This is a genomic window from Bradyrhizobium sp. HKCCYLS3070 (assembly GCF_051167575.1).
Classification (GTDB): Bacteria; Pseudomonadota; Alphaproteobacteria; order Rhizobiales; family Xanthobacteraceae; genus Bradyrhizobium.
The window spans coordinates 234,712-258,482 of the sequence record NZ_JBNPTI010000009.1 but is presented as its reverse complement, the minus strand read 5'-3'; the positions used below and the strand labels follow the sequence as shown (position 1 = coordinate 258,482).

Genomic DNA, 23,771 nt, shown 5'->3' with positions numbered 1-23,771 from the left:
GGACGTGCAGGCGACGATAGCCGAAGCGGCGACGCTCATGGGCGATCGCCCTCATGCGCTCCCGCAGCCCGGCATCACCGGCCCGGCTCGTCCGATATCTGACCGTCATGCGGCAACAGCCGATGGCTTTACACGCCCGCCGTTCGCTCATCCCGTGAACGCGCACGAGATGTGCGACAGCTCTCCGCTTCGCCGCAGGCGTCACCACTTCTTTCCCAGGAGATCCTTCAGGGCGGCATTGTCCAGCATGGCGTCCGCCAGCAGCCGCTTGAGCCGCGTGTTCTCGTCCTCCAGCGTCTTCAGACGCTTGGCCTCCGAGACGTCCATTCCGCCGAACTTGGCCTTCCACTTGTAAATGCTGGCGTCGCTCACGCCATGCTTGCGGCAGAGATCGGCGACCGGAACGCCAGCCTCGTGCTCCTTCAAAATCCCAATGATCTGCTCTTCCGTAAAGCGGCTGCGCTTCATGCTCTGGTCCTCGTTGGGCCAGAACGAACTTCAAACTGGATTAAGCCCCAGGGGCAAGGTCAGCCCAGCTGACCGACGGTTCAACCGTTCGGAAGACAGAGCCGTGCTCGCCCAGGCTCTTCGTAGCCTCGTCGAGCGCATCTTGCTCCGCCGAGCGGCAAGCGCGGCTCAATCGAGCCCGCTTCATGAAGAGCAGGGTACCGTGCCGGACAACGTAACGCCGGGGCAAAGGAAGCACGCCGCGAAACTCCCAGAGCCCTTCGGCGATAGTTGTCGCGGCGACGAGCAGCCACCTTAATTGCTGCTCTAAGCGGCCGCTGAGCGGCTCACTTAGCTAGCCGCGAATGAGCTTTCGTCGCCTAGAGTCAGAGACCTGTGCTTCCCTGGATACAATTGATCGTTCAGGCGTCTCGACCTCACAGCCCGCTATTGATCGAGCTTCTGCGCAAAATGCAATGCCTGCAAGCAACTATCGGGGTGCGCATCTGCGACCCGCTTGATCGTTGTCTCAAGATAAATTGGCGGATCGGCCGAACGAACCCAATCAGTCGCGCCCTCCACATCGCCAACCTTCTCGAAACCGAGTCGCTGGTAGAGTTGCGCCACGAGCTTGTTCTTCTTGCTCGGCACGTAACGCCCGCGGATCACCTCGCAGCCGCGCGCGAGGGCGACGCGTGCGATCTCGTTGGCAATAAACTCCTCCATCGCCCGGCCCAGCACGCGGCAGCTCATGACCCATGTATCAATGACGAGCGCAAGGCCGTCTTGCCGCATCAGCACCACCGAGATCAGGCCGTTGTCGCCGAAACGGTCGCGCAGGGTGAAATGACGGCAGGTCCAGTTGCTGTCGGCCTGAAACGCCCTCACCTCGGCTTCGCTGTAGCGCGTGCCGGTCAGATGGAATTGGTTGCTCTTGTTGATCAATTGCGTCGAGCGCGCGAGATACATTCCGTCGGCACAACCGACTTCGGCCTCCATCAGCAGGCTCTTCTGGAATTGGGCCTGGTCGGTGAACGATCCCTGAAGTTCGCGACGTTGCGCGTTGGCGCGATAATAGTCGGTGCGCACCGCGTCCTCCTGCGAATAGGCGACCGTCTCGAAATAGCGTTGCCGATGCACGAGCCCGACATATTCCGCAGGGTCGTCCGACAATTCGGGGACGGTGACCATCGGCAGATACTGGCGCACCAAGTCACGCTCCACCGGATTATCGTCCACGAACACCATCGAATCGAGGCCGATATTCAAGTTCTCGGCGATTGTGCGGATGTTGTCAGCCTTGTTGCTCCAATTGGCCATGAACTCCGCGACGTCGTCGAGTCTCAGGCGCATATCTGGATGCTGCTCGAACGGCTCTCTGGCATTGGCGACATCGTTCTTGCTACAGACGGCGAGGATAACACCGCGCTGCTTGAGGCTCTTGAAGTAGTTCTGAATTTGGCTGAACGCCTCGCCGGTCGCGCCGTTGCCAAGTTTGATCCCCCCCAGCCCGTCGTCACCGATCACCCCACCCCACAACGTATTATCGAGGTCTAGTACGACGCATTTCTTGGCCTGGCCCTTGATCGCCGCAACCAGCCGCGCAAAAGTAAAGCCGACCAGACCCATAGCATCAAACGTCATCGGCTGCTTGGAGTGATGCCAGTGCCGATATTCGAACCAACGCGCCTGGCCGTAGAGTGCCGACAGGTGATCATAATCGAAAATGACGACGCCCCCTGAGGCGCGGTCGGCGAGCCGGCTGTTGAACTTGCGAATGACCGAGCGCCGGCTCCACCCGACCGATCCCTCGAAATTGCCGAAGATATCGATGGCGGGCGTGTCAGCGTTGTTCTGGATGACAAGGGCCGGGCAATTCTTACGCACCTCCGCCCAGAGGCCCTCCACCATGTCTACCTCAGCGGCCACCGCGTCCTCGACGAGGTCGACGGCGCTACCGGGTGGCATGTCGATCCGCAAATCGCGACCGGTCGTGAAGATCCAGACGATCTCGGGCTCAAACGCGTACAGCTCGCCATCCTTGTCAAGGATGGTCGGAACGATGGTATCGAACGGAGCGATGTAGAACTGTGCGGCAAAGCCTTCGCTTGCCAGCCACAGGCGGACCATCTCCGAGACATGGTCGACCGTGGCGCTCGATAGAATCGCGATTCTGATCGGCTTCAGGCCGAGCGCGTCGCGATCCATCGTGTCGAACACCTTGAGATATTTGCGCAAGGTGACAAAGCTGTCATTTGGATCAATGGCGCTTCGCAAGGTCGCAAAGGCCTCGTGGATATCCCCACGCCGCGCCTGCGCACAGAAGCTGGCGAAACGGTCGTTCGATCGCGTGCTGTTCATTTCAGATCCGCTCATCGCAAACGTCTGGTCTCATGTCCCAGTTCGCCGCCATGTCGCGGTAGCGCTTCCGCGGCAAGCCCCGAAACTTGGCAATTCATTGGACCAGTAAGCCGGTTGATCCCAACGCCAAATCTGGCGCCGCTCCCTTAGATCCGGCGCTCCCGCAACGGATCCGCGACCAAGGCCGCTGCACCGTCCGATCGGGTCCTCACGGCCCGAAGACGCTGCTGACGAGTTCGGGGCGGTTGATCACCTGTACCCGTCCCGGCGACCGGTTCTCATGAAGCCGCTTCAGCGAGGCGATGACGTCGTAGTTGTCGCCAAAGTCGCCTGCCAATTGCCTCTTCATGATGGTGTTGATGCCTTCCTGCAATTGCCTGATCTCGCGGAAGTCGTAGCCCTGATCGTACAGATAGGCCATGTACCAGAGGCTGGTGTCGGGATCGACGAAGCAGGCGTTCTTGATCGATTGGAACATTTCGAGCTTGATGCGACCGGCGTCCTCAGAAGACATCGTGTTGTGCTTCCAATTGGCGCCCATTCCAGTCAGCCCGAACTCCTCTCGCCTGTTGTGAATATCGGTGTGCTCCATGTAATAGAATTCCTTCAGCGAGTAGAACTGGACGCCGCAATTCTCGATGAAGTCCATGTTGTCACGAATGGTCTCATCGGTCTCGCCGGGGAAGCCAAGTACGAAGGCGGATAGCGAGTTGATATCGTATTTGTTCAACAGCTCGATCCCACGCCGGAAATCGGCGCGCCGCGCCTTCTTGTTCATGTTTTCGAGCACGGTGTCATTGGCGGATTCAACGCCGAGATAGACCCCCTTGCATCCCGAGTCCTTCATCGCGCGTACGATCTCTTCGTCGACATACTGCACACGCAGGAACGAAAACCACTCGAAATCATACTCCTGGAATATCTTGAGCAGCGCCTTGAAACGGTGCGGCGGCACGTTGAAGGTGTCGTCGATGAAGATGATCCGGTCTATGCCGCCAATGCGCTTCACCGCGTCGAGATGCATCCTGACCTTGTCGCCCGCGAGTGTCTTCCAGCCACCAGCCGTCGTCGGATAGGAGCAGAAGGCGCAGGAGAATGGGCATCCCGACGCCGTCCTGATCTGGACGGTGCGGTTCAGGAACGGCGCGTCCAGCTGGTCCCACAAGGCCGGGCAGTCGTCGAGAAGTGGCGTGTTCCATTGCACCGGACCGGCAGAAAAGCTGCCGCGTTCTAAGGTGCAGAGGTTCTTGACCTCGTCAAATCCCCCGCCCTTGCCTCGGGCCAGGAGCAGATCCCTCAGGTCGAACTCCGAATTGAAGGCATGCAACATGTGCTTGATGCCGTACTTGCGCATCGGCTCCGCGAGATCGGCCGGCGAACCGTTGATGATGTAGGAATTCGCGAATGCGCCACCGACGATGATCTCCATGTCGGGATCGAGCTTCTTGAGGCGTTTGCAGATGCGCCCGATCTCCTTGAAGGTCAGAAAGAAGGTCGATGAGATACCGACGGGGATCTTGCCGCCGCTGCTCCGATAGGCCTCCTCGAACAGATCCCAGTCGCTGTCGATGTTGTTGATGATCTTGGTACGAATGCCGAACGACAGTAGGTAATTCGCAACATGCAGTCCGCTTGCGGATGGGAGGTTCCAGATATTCAGCGACTGCCGGCGGCCGGGATAGTCGGACTCGAAATAGTTCGGGCGTCCCGAGATCGCGTTGATGAAATCAAGATGGCCAACGAACTTGCCCTCGTGCCGAACCATTCGTGGGTAGACCAGTGACCGGAACAGATCCAGCCGATCGATTGGCAGAGCCGAATACGCGTCGTACTCAACGACGTTCGATTGGCAGATCAATATAAAATCCCAATCCGTCATGGTCGGCTCCTGGTAAATCCAACTTGGACCTTGCCCTTGGCAACGCTCATCTGAGTACGCTGGCGAATGACATCAACATTGGCAACGAAAACCTCGGCTGCGCTCGACCATTGCGCAACCGTCGCCTGAACACGGATCGTGTCACCGATATAGAGCGGCTCAATCCATCGAAGGTTGATCGATTGCAGGATGCAGTCGAGACCCGGCAGCCGAAGCCCGAACAGCCGTGAGACGAAACCGGCGATCAGCATGCCGTGGACGACACGCGCTTCGAAACCACGCTCCCTGGCCACACCATCGTCCATGTGGATCGGGGACACGTCGCCGGTAAGCGCGGCAAACTGGTCGACATGATGGCGTTCGACGAGCTGTTCGATCTCCGCCGTCAAGCCGACGAAGATATCCTCCGGTCTCAGGCACAGAACCGCGCTCGCGCCGCCGGCAAATTGAGCCATCCCCTGTCCTGTCCATCAGCAGTATCAAAGTGCTCGGCACGGCTTAGAATGGGGCCGAGCACACCCCTAACGTTTGCCAAATTACCTGCTTCCGACCAGCCGGTCGAGAAGAAACGAACGCCACTTACTCGCAGGGGTCGCGGACTGTGGCGCCATCGACACCCAGACAGCCGCCGATGACAACCCCCGCCCCCAATCGCGTTCAGCCAATGCACTCAAAAAGACATAGCCGCCCGGCCGCAATTCGAAACGCAAACCGTTCGATCCCGGCTTCTTCCAATGATAGACAGACTTGCGCCAGCAACTAGCGTGCCATCTTCCTCTCGAGCAACGACACCATCGCCGCGACATTCTCGAGATTGCCGATTTCCGAAGCGTTGAGGCGTTGGCCAAACTCTTCCTCGACCGCCAGCACCAGCGAGATGTGAGTCACGGAATCCCACTCATCGAGGTCGTCGGCCGTCATCTCGGGGAAGATCCTGATGGTCTCATCGCCGAAGGTCTCGATGAAAACCTTGTTCAAGCGCTCGTAGATCTCAGCCGTCATTTCTGCACTCCGCCCTAAAGGCAATTACTTCACGAAAGTCGATCTGTAGAGATGATAGTGATTGACATAGTCGCTGGCACGCTTGAGGTCACCCCGCAGACCGGTGATATCCAGCCGCGGCAGCGCGGCATTGAAAGCGGCATTGCCGCTCGCCTCGATCAGGGCGGCAACCATTCCGGCCTCTGATGGATGAGACGTGTCGACGAAATTTTCGGGATCCTTCGACATGGCCGCACGGCTCAGATCGACGTGGATGATTCCCATCTCGGTGAATCTTCTTTTCATTGTCTCGCTCTCGAAATCGCGCCAAGCGCCCGCGTAGGGTCGGTATTCTTCGTTGTGATCCAGGAAATCGACTGTCGGCGCAAAGATTGGAAACTGGATTCCGACCAGCAGGATCCCCTTGGCCTCGGCATCCGCGGCCATTCCCGCCAATTGAGCGAGTTGCTCCTCGTCGGCTTTGGGAGCGCCAGGAATGGCATTAACCAAGCCGTTTCTGAAATCAAGCATGACCTGCTTGGCGGCGTCATATTGCGCTAGCTGATAGATCAACGATCCATCCCAACGAAAGCCGGCGCCGGTTCGTGCAGCCGTGACTCCAACCATGGTCAGATCCTCCCGCGGATGCTTCGGATAGCGGCCCGCAAGACACTCCCATGCTGCTTCTAAACCGCGACCGCTGGAATCAATCGTCTGCCCAATCAAGGAGCCGATGCCTCCGATATGTTCCTCGACACCGTAGCGGAACGTCCCCGCCCGCTTACCCTCCATCCTCTGGTAGGAGTTTGAGAGCTGGAAGTAATCCATCGAGAAGATGACCACGCGGGGATACGAGACCTCGGTGATCCTGTTGAGGAAGTCGCGCAACTGCGATACCGTCCAGGCTGTCAGACAGGCGTTATAGAACTTGTAAGGCATGAACATCGCCGACCGCAGCTGACTGCAGCGCGAATTTCCGATAGCGATGATCTCAGGCTGTTCGTCGGCGATCCGCTGCAGCTTGAAGGAGGCCCAGTTGCGCGCGTCGGTCGGAAAAAACACCACGGGCATGTTGCCCTGCTGCAGGCGAGCAGCGGCCGCGGGTGGACGTCCCTCAAGTGTAGCCCACCCCAGATACTCCATCAGCGCGATCTGGATTAGCGCGCACACCACCACCCAAGCCACGAAACGACGGCCCCGGACCCCCGCCGTCCGCTCTTCCGAGTTGGGCGAAACGGACAATTGCATGGCTGATTCTGCTGAGCTCATCGGTTGGACGGACATGGCCAATGTTCACTCGGGTCAGAAATGGAAATAGAGCAGCGCGGCGCGATCATTGCTCAGATACGCCAGGGCCGACCAGACGAGTAGGCAGGACACCGAGACTGCCCAGACCGGAGAAAAAGACAATTTGAGCGCATCAGCCGAAGGAGCGATCTTGGGGTAGCCGCCGCCTTCGAGGACTGGATTGAAACGGGACAGGATTTGGTTGCTGTTCGGCAGCCCCCAGACGATCAAGAAGAGCAGGAGCAGAATCGCTAGGTCGGCGACCGTGAGTGGCATCGTGCCACCTGTGGAGAGAACAGGGTCCGCCAGCCGGGTTGGCCACGCGCCGGTCAGCAGCGTGGCGCCGGTCCACTCGGAGCGTCCCAGCAGCGTACCTAGCATTGCGAACGCCCCACCAGGATTGCTCGCGCGGAAGATCGCCCACCCCGCTGCAACCGACAAGAAGGTCAGTCCCAACGCCACCATAGGCCACCAACTGGTAGCAAGGGCCACCTTGCGATAGTACCCGCCAAAGCTCCGCCAAAGGTGATTCACTACCAGCAAGGCACCATGATACAAGCCAAACATGGCGAATGTCAGATGATTGCCATGCCAGATTCCCATCAGAAACATCACCAGCGTGGTGGGGTAGGCAATGCGCCAGACGAACTGCCTGGCTGCGCTCGCCTTGGCGCCGATCCGGCGCGCCATGTCGAGCGTGACTGTGTTGTAGACGTAGATCGTCAGGAAACGAGTCAAGGAAACATGCCAGCGCTGCCAGAAATCCACCATACTGCGCGCCTTGAAGGGCGAGTGGAAATTAGCCGGCAGTTCCACTCCGAGCAATCGTGCGACACCGATGGCCGCATCACTGTAGCCCGAGAAGTCGAAATAGACCTGAAATCCATAGGCAATCATGCCGACCCAGGCGGCGGCGGTTGGGATCGGCTGCTTGGCGAGCCACGGAATCATGACCTTATCCGCCACGAGCGCCACCGCCGGCGAGATCACGAGGTTCTTGAACATCCCGGCTCCGATCAGCGCCAAGCCGACGGACCAGTCAACGCTGGTCGTGCGGCCAAGCCGATCCTGGCTCGTCATCGCGTCATAGCGGATCAGTGGACCACAAAGAATTGCAGGGAAGAACAAGACATAGCTCAGTAAGTCCACCGGAGAGTGCGCGACCTTGCCGCCACCGTGGGCGTCGATGAGATACGACACCAGACGGAAGACGATGAAGGAAAGTCCGATCGGGAAGCCGAGCCCAAGCTCGACAGAATAGGTCGGGCCCAACCCGGCGACGAGCGTACCGAGATATTTGTAGGCGGCAAGCAGACCAAGATTGAGCGTCAGTCCAAAGACCAAGATTGTCGTCTTGCGATGATTTGGCGACAGAACGAACGCCCGCCCCAGTCCCCAATTGATAGCGACGAGACCGAGACAGACTGGCAGCCCTTGCGGGTCCAGTTCGTAGTAAATAACCGTTGATCCGAACGCAACGATCGCGCGGCGTGTCTCAAGGCTCCTTGTTAGCCTGAGTGCGATCGCAATCGCCGCGAGAGCTGCAAGAAAAAGGACAAAATAGTCCGAGTTGTGCATCGTGCGTTCATTCCCCCCTGAGGCGCACTTTACAGTGACTTATCCTCTAGCCGTCTTGAACGTCAGACACAACCATTCGATTGTGGGCCTTGGGAGGACTTAACTCGCTTGCGGGGGCCATAGTCGTGGTCGCTGCCGTTTGGCTTTTTGCGATGGATTTATGTCGTGGCACGAGTTGCCGACGCCTCCACTCTTTGCGTGAGTGGGCACATGTCCGCAGTTGGGCCTTTTGATCGCCATCGCTTCGCAAGAGAACGGGCGGCCCGATTGAGCAGGCTAATCTATCCTGTTCTGCAGGCGGCTACCTAACCGCCGTCGATCTCGGGGCCTCGATCGTTATTCAATTCCGCGGATAGAGCTGTAGCTCGATCACACGGCCGACCTGCTCGATCCGGACACCTGACGCATCAATGGTTTTCACCTTCCAGCCCTGGAACATCCCTTCTTCATCAACCCAGGAGCCGACTCCGCCACCAGCCTTGTTCAGCAGGTAGGCCTTACTCTCCCGAGTCGTTATCATAATACCACCAACAATGAGGCCGGGGTCCGCGGTCACTGCCTGCTGGGGAGCGACAGGGAGAGGCGGTGCGGGTGGAGGCGGAACGAAGGGCTCGCGCGACTTGGAGAAGACCGGGCGAGCGACGATCTCTGTGTAGGCATCCGCGCGCGGTCGTTCCGCATAGCCCGCCATCGAGCGCGGTAGCTCAGCGTTCCATGCTACGCGCTGCGAGCCCACCGTTTCTTCTCCCAATCCCAGTATCGCCAATTTCGCTCCGAGCACCAGATTGATCGTGCCCAGAACCGCCAGCACTCCGACCGGCGAAGTTACGCGCCATCTCGCCGGTAGCCTCATTGGATCGCACCATAGACATCGAGCTGCGCCTGAAGCATCGGCTCTTCGGCCGCACCCTGCCGCAGGGCGGGTCCACTCTTCAGCGTCGCGCTGAATATGAACAAGTAGGGCTTCGCGCTCTCGACGGCATGGACCACGTGCATCACCGATCGCAACGCCCCCGAAAGATCGACCCGCACTCCACTATACCTGATCCGATCCACCGTCCGGCTGGGCAAGGATTGGATGGCGCGGGACTGGGCACCCGAACTACCCAAGATCGTCTTCAACTTCGTCTGCAGATCGGCCGAGATCACGTTGTCATTGGCGCCCGTCAGAAACTCCCCGCCCTGAAACTGCAACTCCGTTTCGGCTGAGAGCGCCTCGACAGCCGATGCCTGCGCCGCGATCGCCCTCAGCCTTCCCAGCAAAAGCCGTTGATCCTCAATGCGGCCCTCGCGCTCGGCAAACATCTTATCGATCGGCACGACGATCACCCAAATCGCAAGGCTCAGCATGGCAAAATTTCCGAGGACGAACAGGCTGCGACGTGCGAGCTGAGCATCGAACTTAAAAGAGACCTTCATCGTGTCGCCTCCTTGATTGCGTCAGGCAGCCGAATCTTGACCTGAAGCGAAAAGCGCTCCCGGCCTTCGATTGGATCCATTGCGACCGGTGATGTCAGCGTGGCGTTGATGAAGAATTTCGACCTGTCGAGAATGCTGACGAGGCTAGGCGCGGCAGCGGAGAACCCCGTCAATGCGACCGTCGCGCTGCGGGAGCCGCCCCCCTCGATAAGCCGCAACTCGGTCAGCCAGGAGTGTTTTGGCAGAAGCCGTGTGGTTTCGTCCCAGACGTCGATCAGCCCCGGCGACTCGCTCCGCTGCAGGCGAAGCCGCACCAGCGCTGTTTGCCGCTCCCGCAATTGATCGACCACCGAACGGACGCGCTCTGCGTTCCGGCGCGCGATCGCGATATCGGTCTCTAACCGATCCAGCGCAGTCTGTTGCCGGTCATAGGTCATGCCCGCGAGGCCCGCCCCGAGTAGAATGGTCGTGCAACAGAGCGCCGCGATTGCGATCCGGTACGAATTGCGAACGTCAGCCTTGTGGGCCAGGCGGATCGAAGGTGCCCCTTCATCGTCGCCGAAGACGACGAACGTGATCTGCTCGAGCGGAAGCCCGAGCTCATCGGCGGCCTGCTGGACACGCCCTCGTCGGGTGACCCATTGCCGAACGGCAATGCGGCCGTCCGGAGATGCGCCCGCTACATGGTCGGAATAGATGTCCTGTACCTTGAAGGGAGTCCGGCGCAGCAGATCCTGCGGCACGATGGTATTGATCGAATCGCGGGCTTCGGCCGGGAGCACGAGGTCGCGGCGAAAGACGTCCTGTTCAGGCAATCGCAAGCCGAGATCGACGTCGCGCCGGTCAAAGCCGTAACGCTTCATGATGGCCTCCATCGCAGCCATCACCCCTTCTTCATCCGAGGTCTCCGAGACGTCGATCCCAGATCCCGGATCGATCAGCCGAAGCGTGACACCCGAAGCGCAGCCGTCGACCACGATCCTCGGTCTGCCGCCGGAGGTCAGCGAGGCCGCCATCCGTTGCGGCAGCAGATTGACGAATTCCCCGCACCACCAATTGACAGCCAACCGCGCCAGCTCGCGCGGACCAGCCGCACGGACCGTCGTTAGCAGCGTTCCCATGTCCCTGCCCTCCAGCATTGCCGCACTCGCTGTCCTCATCCCATACGGGTCGCGCGCAGGACGTCGTCGATCGTGGTTTCGCCGCGCCAGACCTTTCGAACGCCCATCTCGTACATGCTCTGCATCCCCCGCTCGCGGGCCGCGCGCTCGATCGCCGTATCCGCGGCCTTGGCCAGGATCAGACTTTGACATTCGTCATCGACAACCAGCATCTCTGCGATCGTCGAACGGCCGGAGAATCCGACTTGGCCGCAATCCGCACAGCCCTGCGGCTGGCGGATATCTGGTTCACCAAGCGCACGAACCTGCGTAACGGACCGTTCGAAGCTCTCGGCCCAATAGCTCACTTGCGGATGACCACAAGAACAGCACCGGCAGAGCTTGCGCACGAGACGTTGCGCGATCACGCCCTTCAGCGTCGACGCCAGCAGATAGTTCTCGACGCCGATATCGATAAGGCGCGTGATCGCGGATGCCGCGTTGTTGGTATGCAGCGTCGAAAGGACGAGATGCCCCGTCAGCGAGGCCTGAATGGCGATGCGTGCCGTTTCGAGATCGCGGATCTCGCCGATCATGATGATGTCCGGATCCTGCCGGAGCATCGATCGCAGCGCGTGCGGGAACGTCAGTCCGATGTCCGATTGGACCTGCACCTGGTTGATACCAGACATCTGGTACTCGATCGGATCCTCCACCGAGAAGATCTTACGCTCGCTGTTGTTCAGCGCTTTCAGCGCGGTATACAAAGTCGTCGTCTTGCCGCTGCCGGTCGGCCCCGTGACCAGGATGATGCCGTTGGGTTGTTGCAGGAGCGCATGGAGCGTGGCGATATGCTCGTCTGAGAATCCGAGCTCGGCAAAGTCCAGGCTCACGCGATTGCGGTCCAGCACGCGCAGCACCACGCTTTCGCCGAAGGCCGTCGGTATCGTCGAGACGCGGAAATCGATGTCGATGCCGCGAACCGCGATCTTGATGCGTCCGTCCTGAGGTAGCCGGCGCTCCGCAATGTCAAGTTTCGACATGATCTTTACGCGCGACGTGATCGCCGCGCGAAGATCCGCTGAGAGAACCTGCGCCGAGCGCAACACGCCGTCGATCCGATAGCGGACGAGCACCTGGTCGACGTTCGGCTCGATGTGGATGTCCGATGCGCGCGCCTCGACGGCGTTGGCAATGATCTGGTTCACCAAACGGATGATCGGCGCCTCGCTCGCCAGGTCACGCAGCCGCTGAACGTCTGCTTCATTGGCCTCGACACCGACGACCACATGCGTAGCGTCGTGGCTCGAACGGATCGGATAGAGCGCGCCGCAGACCTGGTCGAAATCAGCAGCCGTAAACAGGCGCATATCGACAGACAGTCCCGTCAGGAATGCGAGCGCCCTGACAGGATCGTGGTTGAACGGATCCGTCACGCCAAGTATTAGCCGGCCGTCTGTGCTCTGGAGCGGCAGCACCCGATTGTGCCACACGAACTCCGCTTCGACCAGCTCTGGCAAGACAGGCTCGATCGGAACCTCGTCTGGACGTACCAGACCAAGAGCCAGGAACTTCGCGAGCGCTGCAACCAAGCCCATCTCCGACACGAGACCGAGCTTGGTCAGCACCGTGTCGAGCCGGTCGCCGGTCGTCTGCGCCGCCCGAACCGCACGATCGAGGCTCATGCGGTCAACGACGTTTTCCGCTAGCAGAAAGGCGCCGAACCGTTGCAGTAGCTCGGCCCTGTCGATTTCATGCACGGAGTGCAGGTGCACAGCGCGCGGCGCGCGAGCACATTCAGCCGAAGCACCACTCTGGAGCGTCACGATCATCCTACATCCGTCATTTCGTTTTCCAGCTCAGCACCCAATACGGCTGCCGCGGGTTCTCCGTCAGGCGAACCGCGACATCGGCCGAGACCGTGCGCGAGGCGTAAGAGAATTCGGTCCTTATCGCGAAGGCGCGACCGCGCAATACGATCGCGGGATCATCTGCGAACAGCACGGATCTGGCTTCGGCGGTCTCGCGCGCAGCCACAGTCGCCTCGGCGCTCTCTGTGCTCATGTTGGGCAAAGCGCGCAGCACCTCGCGGGGCGCAAGCTGCGGATCGACAAATTGCCGCCCCGAATAGACCGTGAGCGCAGGCGCAATCCGCGCAAAGATCGCGGGCGTCATATCCATGACCAACAGCAGCTCATCGACGCTCTGGAACGGACCGTTGCGGGGATGATAAGCGGCGCTGCGCGAGGCATAGTCCCGGTCCTTGGCGCCGTTCAGGTGCTTCAGCGCGGTCGTCGTCCGCCAATCGACGATCTTGTCGGTCAGGCTACTCGCGACCTGTGCGTCCAGCCCTACGGATTGCAGTAGGTTGTTCAGCATGGCCTCGTCGGTCTGGTTGAGGTCGATCCTCCCCAGTTCGTCCTGAACCCTGATGCCGATCAGCGTCCCGTTGAAATCGAGCTTGTAAAGCCTGCCGTCGGCGCGCCAGCGGCGCTCTGCCTTTGGATCGAGCAGCCCGTCGATCGCCGCGTTGACGCCGGCTTCGACGAGCGCATTCAGACCGGCCTGCTCGATGCCGTTATGAGCCAGACTGTACGACACGCTGCTCGACCATGATAGCGACAGCGACACCGCCGTCAGCAGCATGAGTCCCCAGAGAACGGATATGACCGGCATGGCGCTATCCTCCCCGCTACCGCCCGCGACAGCGCATCGTGAGCGCGTCATAGACGCAACTCACATCTGCCTGCACGCGCGGCGCGATCACGAGCTCAGGCCAGGTTTGTCCGTCGCCGGGACGCATGAGGACCCGAAGACGGATAAGAGCCGGGATGTCGGTCTGCTCCTGCCAGCTGGTGCGCCAGCCCGCGTTGTCGGCCCCTGTCCCTCGTCCGGCATAGCTGAACTCCACCCGATCGATATTGGAGACCAGCAGCGTCCGCTCGGAGTCCTGCTTCAACGCCAGTTCGGGGCGTGATTGCAGGACGAGATCGACCCGGTCCGGCTTGCGGTCGGCGAAAAGCTTGAACCGGAAGTGGCCCGCGCCGCCGGCCACAGCCGGCGCGTCGCCGAGAAATTCGAGGCTCTCAGCCTGGCCGTCGAAATCGATCCGGCGCTGTGCGGCATCTTCTCCGAGCATCATCGGATAGAGATTCCCGATCAGCCGCCGCATAACATCCTGGGCCGCAAGTTCGCGCTGGAACGCTTCCGCTCGAGCGCTGCCGCTGCGCCAAGCCTGCAGGCCGAACTTGACGTTGTCGAACAGCAGAACGGCGAGCAGGCTGAACAGCGCGAGCGCGACCAGGACTTCGACCAGGGTGAAGCCTGCGTCACAATCATCCAGTCCTGCGGCTTCCGACGACGTCATCAGCATGGCTCACGGGGACTTGGTGGCTCTGGGTCCGAGACGCAGCGTCGAGAGCGCGAAAGAGCGCGGGTCCTGCCCTTCCAGCCAGCCGACCTGGACGGAGACCTGATACAGTTCGACTGTGCGCACGTCTCCGCCCTGCACCGGACGATAGGGCTGCATTTCGAGGCGCCACTGATAGCCATTCGCCTTCGTGCCGGCGAGCGCCTCGGTGCGCAGCGGAATCACGGGGCCGACCTGTGCCAACATGGATTGCGCCAGCGACACAGCCCCTGCCAGACGTTCGGCCATTCCCGTTCGCAAAAGCCCAGTCGAGAATAGGCTCATCACCAGGGTCAGGCCGAGCGACAGCATGGCGAGCGCTACGATGACCTCCACCAGAGTGAAGCCGGCCTCGCCGTCGTCAACCGCTGATGTCATCGCTGTCCCGATGGACGTCATGGCTGCCAGCTCGTCACATTGGCATTGGCGGAGGTCTCGTCCTCGCGGCCGTCGGGCCCGAGCGAGACGATGTCGTAGGCACCGTGCTGCCCTGGGAATTTGTAGACATAGGGCCGCCCCCACGGATCGTTCGGAACCAAGGTGCCACTGAGATAGGGCCCGTTCCAGGTGGCCGCGGTGGCCGGCTTCTGCACGAGCGCGCCGAGCCCTTCGGCCGAGGTCGGATAGCGGCCATTGTCGAGATGATAGAGATCGAGCGCCGACGACAGGCTGCGGATCTGGATCCGCGCCGTCTTGAGCTTGGAGTCGGAGAGATAGCTCAGCACCCGCGGTCCCACCAACCCCATGATGAGGCCAATGATCGTGATGACGACCAGCATTTCGACCAGGGTGAACCCCGCCTCGCTCTCGGCGCCCCTGCGCGAGCGGGCCTGGCGGAGACCGCGCCACGCCACAACACGCCGCCTCATGACGTCACTCATTGCCTGACATTTCAGCATCAATGCCTCCCTCCCCTCAACATGCGGCCGCCGTGCGCACCGTCCCCGTCAGCCACCCGACGCAGAGCCGCACCTCGCGTCCGCCAAGCTCCAGGCTGAGATCGCCGCCGGTCGACGAGCCGTCCGGAAAGAAGCGGAAGCCGCCCACCGCCGGCTCCGATTGCGTGGCGGCCGCATAGGTCAGCTTCGCCTGGATCTGCGGCGCAAACGAGCGCGACGAGACCACCTCGGAGCCGAACGTGCGGCGGTCGACATCCACGCTGAGCGTCATCACCCGGTTCTGCACGATCGCTGCGGCGCGCGTGGCGCGCAGTGCTGACGCAAGTTCGCCGGTCGCGGCGTCGAGGCTCACAGTGCCGGTACCGCGCGACAGCATCGGCACCGCGGCGACCGCAGCCAGCGCGAGGATGACCAGCACGGCCAGCATCTCGACCAGCGTGAAGCCCGCGCTCGTTCCGTCCTGCCACTCGCTCGTCAGCGCGCTCATCGGCCGGCCAGATCGTTGATGCTGAGGACGGCCGTCATGACGGGCGTGATCAGCGCGCCGATAATGAGCGCGATGCCGACCGTCATTGCCGGCGTCAACGCCGCCATGAAGCGATCGACATTCGTCTGGAGCTGCTTCTCTAGCATCTGCGCGACGCGCAGCAGCATGCGGTCGAGCTTGCCCGCCTCCTCGCCGACCGCGATCATCTGCAGCGCGACCGCAGGCAGCACGACCTCGGTGCGCAGCGCGCGGTGCAGCGCCGTGCCCTGCTGAACCTTCTCGATCGCCTGGTCCATGCCCGCGCGGAGATGGCGGTTGCCGACGACGTCGCTCGCCGATTTCGTGGCGGATATTAGCGGCACGCCGGCCATCAGCATCGTGCCGAGGGTGCGCGCAAAGCGTGCCGTGTCCTGCTGCAGCAGGAAGCCGCCGAGCAGCGGCAGCCGCAGCACGAGCCGGTCGAGGCGCCGGCGGCGGCCGGCATCGGCCATGGTGAATGCCACGACGGCGACGAGGAGCACAACGGCCGCAAGGCCGCCGACCACGATCTCGAGCCAGTGCTCGTTGAGCGCCAGCATCAGCTGGATGGTCAGCGGCACCGGCTTGCCGCTCTGGGTGAAGATCGGCGCCATCGACGGGATCACGCCGCCGATGATGATTGCCAGCGTGACGAGGCTCAGCACGATCAGCATCGACGGATAGATCAGCGCCGACTGGACGCGGGCACGGATCTCCGCCCGCCGCTCCAGCAGCTCGGCGAGTTCGGTCAGCACCTGCGCCAACCGGCCGCCGGACTCGCCGGCTCTGATGACCGCGACATAGTCGGCGGGAAACACACGCGGCTGCGCCTGCATTGCCTCCGACAGCGGCCGGCCGTTGAGGATTTCGGCGAGCAGCGCCTCGATCAGGCTGCGCAGCCGTTGCGCGGACGCCTGCGTCTGCACGATGCGCAAGGCATCGTCCATCGGGATGTCGGCCGCGCACAGCGTCGAGAATTCGCGGGTGAACGCCAGCAGATCGCCGCGGTCGGAGCCACCGCCGAGCGTGATCTCGCGATTCCACCATGTCGTGCCGCCGCTGTCAGCAACCGTCATCTGGAACGGCGACAATCCCTGCGCCCATAGCGCGGCATCCGCGGCCGCGGCTGACACAGCGTCGATCGTGCCCTCCGCAAAGGAGCCGTCGGTGCCGTAGGCGCGGTAGCGGAAGCGCGGCATCAGTCGAGGATCCTGCGTCCGGTGTCCTCGACGCGGCGCCGCGCCGGCGGACGGCGATGCGGGCCCTCGATCGCCATGAAGTGGCGGTACTCCTCGGTCACGCTGCGCGCCTCGTCGAGGCTGCGCATCACATGCGGCCGGATCAGGATGATCAGCTCGGTCTTGCCGATGACGTTGTCGCGGCTGCCGGCGAAATTGCCGATGAACGGGATGTCGCCGATGATCGGCAGCTGGCTCCGACCGCTGGTGCGGCCCTCCTGGATCAGCCCGCCCAGCACCAGCGCGTCGTTGTCGTTCACGACCACCGATGTCCTGATCTTGCGCTGCCGGATGGTCGGCGAATCGATGTTCGACGACGTGGTCGGCGCCACACTCGACACCTCCTGCTCGATGTCGAGCAGCACGCGGCCACTTTCATTGATGCGCGGGATGATCGACAGGATCACGCCGGTGTCCTTGTAGCTCACGGAATTGACGATCGGCGCGCCGGGCGTCAACGTGCCGGTCGCCGACTGCGTCGTGATCGGCACCTGGTCACCGATCTGCAGCACCGCCGGCCTGTTGTCCATCACGGTCAACGACGGCGAGGACACGATGTTGACGTTGGTGATCTGGTTCAGCGTGTCGATCGTGGCGGCGATGTTGGCCGCGGTCAGCGCGTAGGAAAAGCCGGGAAACACCGAGCTGACGGCGCCGGAGGCCGCTTCCGTCAGGGTGAATTTTGAGCTGTGCTTCCGCATGTACCATTGCACGCCGAAGCGCAGCTCGTCGTTGAGCGTGACCTCGGCGATCGTGGCCTCGATCAGCACCTGGTTCGGCATCTGGTCGAGCCGCTCGATCACCTGCAGCACGCGCTTGTAGTCGGCATCCGCTGCCTCAATCAGGATCGCGTTCTTGGCCTCGTCGGCGACGATGCGCAACCGCGGCCCATCGGCATCGCTATCACGGCCCGACGGCGCGGCCGCTGCCGCCGCCGGAGTGACGCTGGGCGCGGACGTGGCCGGCGCCGAGGTCCGCAATCCCCCCATCCCGCCGCTGGACGAGCCGAGGCCGCCGGTGAAGCCCGATGACGATGATCCGGAGAAGCCGCCGCTGGACGACGACGGCTGCGACTGCACCGTCGCCTCCTGATAGTTCGGCGCTACCGTGCGCCGCGCCGATGTCGTCTGCGTGTCCGTCGGAAACATCGACTGCAGCACGTCGACCAGCTCCTGCGCGCGCCGGTTCTGCACCGCGTAGGTGAAGAGCTGCTTCTCGCTGCCTTGGGCCTGCGCGTCGAGCTTGCGGATCCAACTCTCGGCGCGGCGCAGATACTGGACCTGCGGCGAGATCACCAGGATCGAGCGCAGCCGCTTGTTGGGCACGAACTGCACCATGCCGGCCATCGGCCCGTCGCGATCGGACGCGAATACGCTTCTGAGCTCGGTGGCGATGGCGTCCGGCGCCGAGGTCTTGACCGGAATCAGCGCGAACGACATGCCCTTCATGGTGTCGACGTCGAACAGCGCGATCGCATCCATCATCGCCGCGATCTCCTGGCGATTGCCGGACAGCGTGATCAGGTTGCGCGCATCGTCGACCCGCACCACCCCGCCGCGCGGCGCGATCGGCTCGACCACGCGCCGGATCTCGGACGCCGAAACATATTTCAGCTGCACCACCTGCAGCCCGTTGCCGACCATCTCGCCGCTGTCCGGCACGTCGTCGGTGCGATACGCGCCCGAGACCGCGGTCTGGTCCGCCGCAACGATGCGATAGATACCCCTGTTGTTGACGACCGCCGCATTGTTGGCCCGCAGCGCCGCCTGGAACAGGTCGATGACCGCCGCCCGCGCCACCGGCTTTGGCGTCTGGATCGTGATCCGCCCCTCGATTCCGGGATCGACCGTGTATTTGACCCCGAGAATGTCCCCCAGCACCGTCTTCGCCGCCTGCGGCGCCGGCACGTTGACGAGGTTGATGGTCACGCCGTCGGTTACGTCCTCCGAGTCTCGCGACACCGCTCCTGTCGGCGGCTCACCGACGAAGCGCCCGGTGCCCTCGACCATCGTCGTCAGCCCGCCTCTGTTGTCGTCAAGCAGCGGTGAGCCCGAGATCCTGCTCGCGCGCGGTGCCCCCGGCGGCGATCGCATCGCCGCCTGCGCTTGCGCAGCGGATCCAGCCTCCGCACCATTCGTGGTCCAGGCGAACGACGACGTGCCCTCCTCCACCGTCTGGCACGCCGACAGCGCCAGCGCGACGGGCAGCGCAATCAACTGAATTCTGCGAACTCCGCCGCGCAACGCCATCACCCCGACTTCGAGCAGCTCAGCCGCTCAACGACTAACAACTTCAGTCTAAGGGGTCTCGGTCGCGAGGGACAATGAATGCTGGATGTACTGCCGAGTCATACACACCCTTTGCTGCAACACTTTGCAACGACGTCAGACAGACACAACCATAAATTGCGCCGCATGAGCCCGGCTCGCCCCCCGGCTCCGCCATCACTTTCCTGCCACACGGGGCGCACGAACGATCGTCATCCCTCGTGAGACGCCTTAACCGCTTTAACTTTAAGCCAACTAACTAATTCTGTGGACTGTCACCGCAATCAGAATTCCTGAGAACAATAACCAGTCAGGTGAACTTTCATCACAACGTCTAACATCTTAAGGTGCCAGCACACGTCTTAACCGGAAGGTCCTTCCTTTTGGACCAGAACCAACTAGCACATCGTTCTGCACCTTAAGCCGCCATTCCCCAGCAAAGTCATAGTCGCTGGGAACCGATACTTTGAAAGCATCCCCGTCCTTCACAAGCTCAAGCAGAATCGGTCGATTAAAACGACCGCTGGCTTCTCTCCAGACAACCTTCTCGCCGTCTCCTGACGGAACAACAATAATCTGCAAGCCATTGAAGTCACCTTCCGACGCGGAATACGTCAGGTCTGCGTAGATGCTCAATCCGCCCAATTGAACCGAGCGACTTGCTGCCTGAGATAGGTCGGCTAGACTCAAAATGACGGCCACAGCTGAAGCAATTTTTAGCACATATGGCATAAACGCGCACCCCTACTTGCCTGCATCGCATCCTGATCATGGAGTTGTTCCCTCCATCTTCCACCTATTGTACAGCGACTGCTGTATAGCGATATAGCTCGTTCGATTTTGAAGGTTGCCCTGCCACGGATCAATAAAGAAATGAACGGGATCGGCCGGATTTTTGAACGAGCCGCCCCAGCTCAGGCCATTTTTCTTGGCGACCTGTAAAGCAGTTGTCTTATCTGCATCATCTAGCTGGTTCCAATTCACATCGAAAGCAAGCCCAGCCGAGTGCAGGCCGCAACATACTTTGGCGCCGCCATACTTGTTTCCAGTCAAACCCTCCTGTTCCTCAGCGGACCGGAACCCGTCAGACAGCTTGATGTCAACCCCCTGAGCGAGCAAGTCTCGGAAGAAGCCGGAGACCTTTTCTGCGATCATCGGGTCGAAAAGCGGATGCACATTGCGGCCCCTCTCTGGAAGTCCATCGACCCGAACAAGGTAGTTGAACAGGTAGCCGAAAGCTGAGGTAATAGCTCCATTTGCAAACTTCCCTCCCCCGGCTACAGAGGCAATCCCCCCTGCGGTCGCCTCCAAAACTGTTCCGCCCAAACGCTGGCCCAAATCGGTATCAGCGTGCGGAAATACTTTTGTCGTCAGTGGAGACAGCGCGGAGCCGACAGCTCCCGACAGCGCGCCTGACTTACAGTCGCCGCCGGACGCCACCGATGACCCACAGCCGACCAACGCATGTCCGGCGACGTTTTCGAAGTACTTGTCGGTGCCAAAATCGGGTTGATGTCCAGTCAGATTGCCGACTTCGAAGAACGCGGCAGCTGTGACGCCTGCTATGAGCCCAGCCTTTAGCACCTGGCCTAGATTGCCTCCGGACAGCCCAGTCGCAATCATGGCACCGCCAGCGGCAGAGGCGACGGCAAGCGACATGCCCGCGAAGCCGAGCCCAGGAAGCGCGAGGTTAAGCAGAATTGTCGCGCCTATCTGCAGGATCGACCTGGCGAGGGCGTTGGTCTGGAAGAAGTGCGTGACCGATTTCCAGGCACCGCTCACCGCCTTGCCGATCGCGTTCCAGAAGCAGCCGAGGAAGCAGTGGCCGGACGGATCCGTGAAGGTCAGCGGGTCGTTGCCGACATAGGAGTAGCGGTTCCAGCCCTGGGTGCTGAACGGACTCTCCGTCATGGTGTCGGGACTGGTGAAGCGCGCCAGCAGCGGATCGTAGACGCGGCCGTTCATGTGGACCAGGCCGGCGACCGACAGCTCCTCGTGGTCGGTGAAGCCCCGCGTCGTCTGGCTGGTGATGCTGCCGGTGGTGTCGTCGGTGCCGTTGATATTGCGGCGCTTGCCCCAGGCGTCGTAGCTGAGACGCTCGACCAGCAGGCCGTTCTGATCCGAGATTGCCGAGATCGAGCCGAGATGGTCGGTGTGGAAGTAGCGCGTGGTGAGCGTCGTGCCACTGCCCGACGTCTGCGCCACCCGCATGCCGACCCTGGCGTTGCCGACCAGAAGATAGTCGGTCCATTTCTGCGTCACGGTACCGGGGTTCTGCACCTCGGCCGCAACCCCGAACGCGGCGATATAGAGCGTCGTGCCCTCCGGGGTCACCTGCTTGAAGCGTTGGTGGTCGGTGTCGTCGACGAAGGAGATCGTCCGCGCGCCCTGCGTGATGCTCGCCGGCTTGTTGTAGGAGGTGTAGACGATGCTGCGGCCGAGGCCGGAGGTCTGGTTGCCGTTGGCGTCATAGGTGAACGTAGCGCTGATCGTGCCGGAGACGCCGGTCACGGCATGCGGCAGCGGCTGACCGGCCGCAGGATAGGTGTAGGTGCCGACATCCGACTTCGACAGGATGTTGCCGATCGGGCTGTACGAGAACGTCTTGACCAGCGGCGTCGTGTCGACATTGGTGGTCGAGGTCGTCAGCCGGCTGAGCGCGTCATAGGCGAAGGTCTCGCTGACACTTGTGTTGGCGTCGCTGCGCGAAGTCAGATTGCCGAGGCGGTCATAGCCGAAACTCTGGTTTTGCACGGCATTGTTGACGCCGGTGGCGATGCTGGTCAGGCGGCCCGTGAGCGGGTCGAAGCCTCTGATGGTGCTGAGGCCATTGCCGGCGGTCTGCTGGGTGATGTGCCCTTCGGCATCCATCGCATAGGCCGCCCAGTAGGACTGACTGCTGGCATCGTCCTGGAGCTGGTTGGCGAAGCCGAGGCTGTTGTAGCCATAGCGGGCGGTGAAGCCGGAGGGGTAGCTGACCTTGGTCAGCCGGCTGTTGGCGTCATAGGTCGCTCCCATCGCATAGGTCGCGCCATCGACCGTGGTCGCGACCTGCAACGGGCGGCCGAGGCTGTCATAGCTGACGCTGCGGACAAAGCCGTTGCCCGAGCCCGAAGTGATGCCGGTCGAGGCCAGCTTGCCGACGCCATTGGCGGCGGTGTCGTAGACCCAGACCGAGGTCATGTCCGGCTCGACCCGCTGCACCATGCGGCCGAGCTTGTCGTAGCCCAGGCTGACGACCTGCCCCTTGGCGTCGGTCTGCGTCGTCAGCTGCCCTAGCGTGTTGTAGCTGTAGCTCCAGTTACCGAGATCCGGATCGGCGCTGGCGATCTTGCGGCCGCGCAGGTCGTAGGTCGCAGTGACGACGTTGCCGACGGGATCGGTGGTCTGCACCATGTTGCCGACCGCGTCATAGGCGGCGGTCAGCGTCTTGCCCATCGCGTCGGTCACGGACACGATCTGGCTCTGGCTGTTCTTGGTCGTCGTCCGCGTCTGGCCCAGCGGGTTAGTCTCGACCGTGGTCAGGCCGTGATAGGCCATCTGCGACACGCTGCCGTCCGGCTGCGTGGTCGTTACTGCACGTCCCAACGTATCGTAAGTGAAGGTCGTGTAGCGCGGCGTGCCGCCGTTCAGGAAGTATGGCCGGCTGGTCTGCGTCACCCGCCCGAGCGCGTCATAGGATTTCGTCGCCTGGATGACGCTGCCATCAAAGCCCTGGGTCTGGCGCCCGATCTCGCGCTCGAGCGAATCATAGAACAGCGTCGCCGGAGGCGCGATTACCGTGGTGCCGTCGGCGGCATATGATGTCTCCTGGACCAGGTAGCTCGCGCCCGAGAGGCAGGTGGCTGGGCCGCCGTTGACGCCGCTGCAGAACTGATACAGCCAGCGCGTGATCGTGCCATCGGGCCGCACCTCCTGGATCTTTCGGCCGAACGAATCGTAGCTCCAGGTCGTGGTCAGCCCGTTCGGTCCGGTGTGGCTAGTCGGCTGGCCGAAGCGTGCGTCATATTGGAAGCTCTCGCTCTGCCCCAGCGCGTTGCTGTTGGAGGTCGCGAACTCTCCCCGCGCGTCATAGGTGCTTGAGCTCGAGCGGCTGATGATGTCGGCGCCACTCACGGTCACTGACTGCTTATGCCCGAACGCATCATAGACATAGTCGGTCTGCAGCCGCAGCGCCGGCGTATCCGGCTCCACCACCTCTTGGGTGAGAAGGCCTGAAGCGGCGTCGTAAGCGAACGACGAGGTTCGCGTGATGCTGCTCGAGGCCCAGGCTGGCCCCGCCAGCGCCAGAGCAATCACCGCCGCGACCTGCGGCAACACAGTTCTGATCGAGATCGTCATGGCGCCAAGCCCCCAAGTCGCCGAATGAAGCTGCTGAGACTGACCGGTCAGCCCCTGACC

19 protein-coding genes and 1 pseudogene are annotated in these 23,771 nt (G+C 61.9%); all 20 read right to left on the bottom strand.

What is annotated here, in order from left to right; all coding sequences use genetic code 11:
* A pseudogene (locus ACQR03_RS25120) lies at positions 1-468 on the bottom strand (transposase); the annotation flags it as partial.
* Between the two features lie 426 nt (positions 469-894).
* Complete coding sequence (locus tag ACQR03_RS25115; RefSeq protein ID WP_315754926.1) at positions 895-2,808, bottom strand: HAD-IIIC family phosphatase; 1,914 nt, start codon at positions 2,806-2,808, stop codon at positions 895-897.
* Positions 2,809-3,016: 208 nt separating this feature from the next.
* Positions 3,017-4,573 (bottom strand): radical SAM protein, encoded by a 1,557-nt coding sequence (locus ACQR03_RS25110; protein WP_315754924.1) that lies wholly within the window; start codon positions 4,571-4,573, stop codon positions 3,017-3,019.
* Positions 4,574-4,683: 110 nt separating this feature from the next.
* Complete coding sequence (locus tag ACQR03_RS25105; protein WP_315754922.1) at positions 4,684-5,142, bottom strand: MaoC/PaaZ C-terminal domain-containing protein; 459 nt, start codon at positions 5,140-5,142, stop codon at positions 4,684-4,686.
* A gap of 304 nt (positions 5,143-5,446) precedes the next feature.
* Positions 5,447-5,689, bottom strand: a complete 243-nt coding sequence (locus tag ACQR03_RS25100; protein WP_315754920.1) for an acyl carrier protein — start codon at positions 5,687-5,689, stop codon at positions 5,447-5,449.
* A gap of 24 nt (positions 5,690-5,713) precedes the next feature.
* Entirely contained in the window at positions 5,714-6,916 is a 1,203-nt protein-coding gene (locus ACQR03_RS25095) for a hypothetical protein (protein WP_315754918.1), read from the bottom strand.
* 54 nt (positions 6,917-6,970) lie between these two features.
* Positions 6,971-8,533: an MBOAT family O-acyltransferase gene (locus tag ACQR03_RS25090; RefSeq protein WP_315754916.1), complete on the bottom strand. Its 1,563-nt coding sequence runs from the start codon at positions 8,531-8,533 to the stop codon at positions 6,971-6,973.
* Between the two features lie 340 nt (positions 8,534-8,873).
* Positions 8,874-9,344 carry a hypothetical protein gene (locus tag ACQR03_RS25085; RefSeq protein ID WP_315754913.1) on the bottom strand — a complete coding sequence of 157 codons (471 nt, stop codon included), beginning with the start codon at positions 9,342-9,344 and terminating at the stop codon, positions 8,874-8,876.
* Positions 9,345-9,382: 38 nt separating this feature from the next.
* On the bottom strand, positions 9,383-9,952 hold the full coding sequence (gene gspM / locus ACQR03_RS25080; protein WP_315754911.1) for a type II secretion system protein GspM: 570 nt from the start codon (positions 9,950-9,952) through the stop codon (positions 9,383-9,385).
* The gene (locus ACQR03_RS25075; RefSeq protein WP_315754909.1) at positions 9,949-11,073 is read right to left on the bottom strand and encodes a PilN domain-containing protein; all 1,125 of its coding nucleotides are present in this window, start codon (positions 11,071-11,073) and stop codon (positions 9,949-9,951) included. Before ACQR03_RS25075 ends, gspM begins: the two co-directional genes overlap by 4 nt.
* Positions 11,074-11,108: 35 nt before the next feature.
* On the bottom strand, positions 11,109-12,884 hold the full coding sequence (locus tag ACQR03_RS25070; protein WP_315754907.1) for a GspE/PulE family protein: 1,776 nt from the start codon (positions 12,882-12,884) through the stop codon (positions 11,109-11,111).
* Positions 12,885-12,894: 10 nt separating this feature from the next.
* The gene (locus ACQR03_RS25065; RefSeq protein ID WP_315754906.1) at positions 12,895-13,698 is read right to left on the bottom strand and encodes a general secretion pathway protein GspK; all 804 of its coding nucleotides are present in this window, start codon (positions 13,696-13,698) and stop codon (positions 12,895-12,897) included.
* A gap of 46 nt (positions 13,699-13,744) precedes the next feature.
* Positions 13,745-14,419, bottom strand: a complete 675-nt coding sequence (locus ACQR03_RS25060) for a prepilin-type N-terminal cleavage/methylation domain-containing protein (RefSeq protein WP_315754904.1) — start codon at positions 14,417-14,419, stop codon at positions 13,745-13,747.
* 9 nt (positions 14,420-14,428) lie between these two features.
* Complete coding sequence (locus tag ACQR03_RS25055; protein ID WP_315754902.1) at positions 14,429-14,860, bottom strand: type IV pilus modification PilV family protein; 432 nt, start codon at positions 14,858-14,860, stop codon at positions 14,429-14,431.
* The gene (gspG, locus tag ACQR03_RS25050) at positions 14,857-15,330 is read right to left on the bottom strand and encodes a type II secretion system major pseudopilin GspG (RefSeq protein ID WP_315754899.1); all 474 of its coding nucleotides are present in this window, start codon (positions 15,328-15,330) and stop codon (positions 14,857-14,859) included. Before gspG ends, ACQR03_RS25055 begins: the two co-directional genes overlap by 4 nt.
* Before the next feature lie 46 nt (positions 15,331-15,376).
* On the bottom strand, positions 15,377-15,847 hold the full coding sequence (locus ACQR03_RS25045; protein WP_316194030.1) for a GspH/FimT family pseudopilin: 471 nt from the start codon (positions 15,845-15,847) through the stop codon (positions 15,377-15,379).
* Entirely contained in the window at positions 15,844-17,064 is a 1,221-nt protein-coding gene (locus tag ACQR03_RS25040; RefSeq protein ID WP_315754895.1) for a type II secretion system F family protein, read from the bottom strand. Before ACQR03_RS25040 ends, ACQR03_RS25045 begins: the two co-directional genes overlap by 4 nt.
* Positions 17,064-19,316 carry a type II secretion system secretin GspD gene (gspD, locus tag ACQR03_RS25035; RefSeq protein ID WP_434842002.1) on the bottom strand — a complete coding sequence of 751 codons (2,253 nt, stop codon included), beginning with the start codon at positions 19,314-19,316 and terminating at the stop codon, positions 17,064-17,066. Before gspD ends, ACQR03_RS25040 begins: the two co-directional genes overlap by 1 nt.
* 396 nt (positions 19,317-19,712) lie before the next feature.
* Entirely contained in the window at positions 19,713-20,102 is a 390-nt protein-coding gene (locus ACQR03_RS25030; protein WP_434841970.1) for a hypothetical protein, read from the bottom strand.
* Between the two features lie 36 nt (positions 20,103-20,138).
* Positions 20,139-23,711, bottom strand: a complete 3,573-nt coding sequence (locus ACQR03_RS25025; RefSeq protein WP_434842003.1) for an RHS repeat-associated core domain-containing protein — start codon at positions 23,709-23,711, stop codon at positions 20,139-20,141.
* Positions 23,712-23,771 lie beyond the last annotated feature (60 nt).